Annotated in this window: 1 pseudogene; it reads right to left on the reverse strand. The window is 58.0% G+C overall.

Annotated features, from left to right (window positions below):
• Positions 1 to 128 precede the first annotated feature (128 nt).
• Positions 129 to 1,610, reverse strand: a pseudogene (locus tag ACMWL8_RS25050) (Tn3 family transposase); the annotation flags it as partial.
• Between the last annotated feature and the right edge of the window lie 119 nt (positions 1,611 to 1,729).

Genomic DNA, 1,729 nt, shown 5'->3' on the forward strand with positions numbered 1-1,729 from the left:
TGGAAAGAGTTTTTACCCAGATCGATACCAATGAGCGCAATGTTTTCCATGATAGTTCTCCGAATGAAAGCCTGTCCTCAGCATAGTACCGGGAAGGAGGGAGTGACCATCTCATTAAATAAAGCACGCTAAGCCGGTGGCAGCGGTCGCAATGGCCTAAACTTCCCCGCACCGACCTTGGCGCTGCTGCGCCATAGGTAATCGCCGGTCAGGTTGATGTGCTCCCACCCCAGCGGCGACAGATATTGCAACAATGTGTCGTCCAGCGCCGTGCCGTTGCCACGCAAAGCACTGGTGGCACGCTCCAGATATACCGTGTTCCACAACACGATGGCCGCCGTCACCAGATTGAGGCCGCTGGCCCGGTAGCGCTGCTGCTCAAAACTGCGGTCGCGGATTTCACCCAATCGGTAGAAGAAGACCGCCCTGGCCAGCGCGTTGCGCGCCTCGCCCTTATTCAGCCCCGCATGGACGCGGCGGCGCAGCTCCACGCTTTGCAGCCAATCCAAAATGAACAGCGTGCGCTCGATGCGCCCCAGCTCGCGCAACGCCACGGCCAAGCCGTTCTGGCGCGGGTAGCTGCCGAGTTTGCGCAGCATCAGCGAAGCCGTTACCGTGCCTTGCTTGATGGAGGTGGCCAGCCGCAGAATTTCATCCCAATGGGCGCGTATTTGCTTGATGTTCAGCCTGTCGCTGCTAATCATCGGCTTGAGCGCGTCATAGGCGGCATCGCCCTTGGGGATGAATAGCTTGGTTTCGCCCAAGTCACGGATACGCGGCGCGAAGCGAAATCCCAGCAAATGCATCAAGCCAAACACGTGATCGGTGAAGCCTGCCGTGTCGGTGTAGTGTTCCTCGATGCGCAAGTCCGACTCGTGGTACAGCAGGCCATCAAGCACGTAAGTTGAATCACGAATGCCCACGTTGACCACCTTGGCACTGAAGGGCGCGTACTGGTCGGAGATATGGGTGTAGAAAGTCCGTCCTGGACTGCTTCCATACTTCGGGTTGATATGACCAGTGCTTTCTGCTTTGCTGCCGGTTCTGAAGTTCTGGCCGTCCGACGATGACGTGGTGCCGTCACCCCAGTTGCCGGCGAAGGGTTGCCGAAACTGCGCATTCACCAGCTCGGCCAGCGCCGTCGAATAGGTTTCATCGCGGATGTGCCAGGCTTGCAGCCAAGACAGCTTGGCGTAGGTGGTGCCAGGGCAGGACTCGGCCATTTTGGTCAGACCCAGGTTGATCGCGTCGGCCAGGATCGTCGTCAACAGCAAGGTTTTGTCCTTGGCCGTGTCGCTGGTCTTCAGGTGTGTGAAGTGGCGGGTGAAGCCCGTCCATTCATCGACCTCCATCAGCAACTCGGTGATTTTGAGGTGCGGCAGCAGCATAGCTGTCTGGTCGATCATGGCTTGCGCGGCGTCTGGTACTGCCGCGTCCAGCGGCGTGATCTTCAGGCCTGACGCGGTGGTGATGATGGCATCCGGTAAGTCGTTGGCCGCAGCCATGCGGTTGACTGTGGCGAGTTGCGCCTCCAACAATTCCAACCGGTCATGCAGGTATTGGTCGCAGTCGGTGGCCACTGCCAGCGGCAATTCGCTGGCCAGCTTCAAAGGGCACTGTTGCAAAGTTAGCGATGAGGCAGCCTTTTGTCTTATTCAAAGGCCTTACATTTCAAAAACTCTGCTTACCAGGCGCATTTCGCCCAGGGGATCACCATAATAAAATGCTG

The organism is Enterobacter sp. 04-C-12-SI-ECC (assembly GCF_047530715.1).
GTDB lineage: Bacteria > Pseudomonadota > Gammaproteobacteria > Enterobacterales > Enterobacteriaceae > Enterobacter > Enterobacter bugandensis.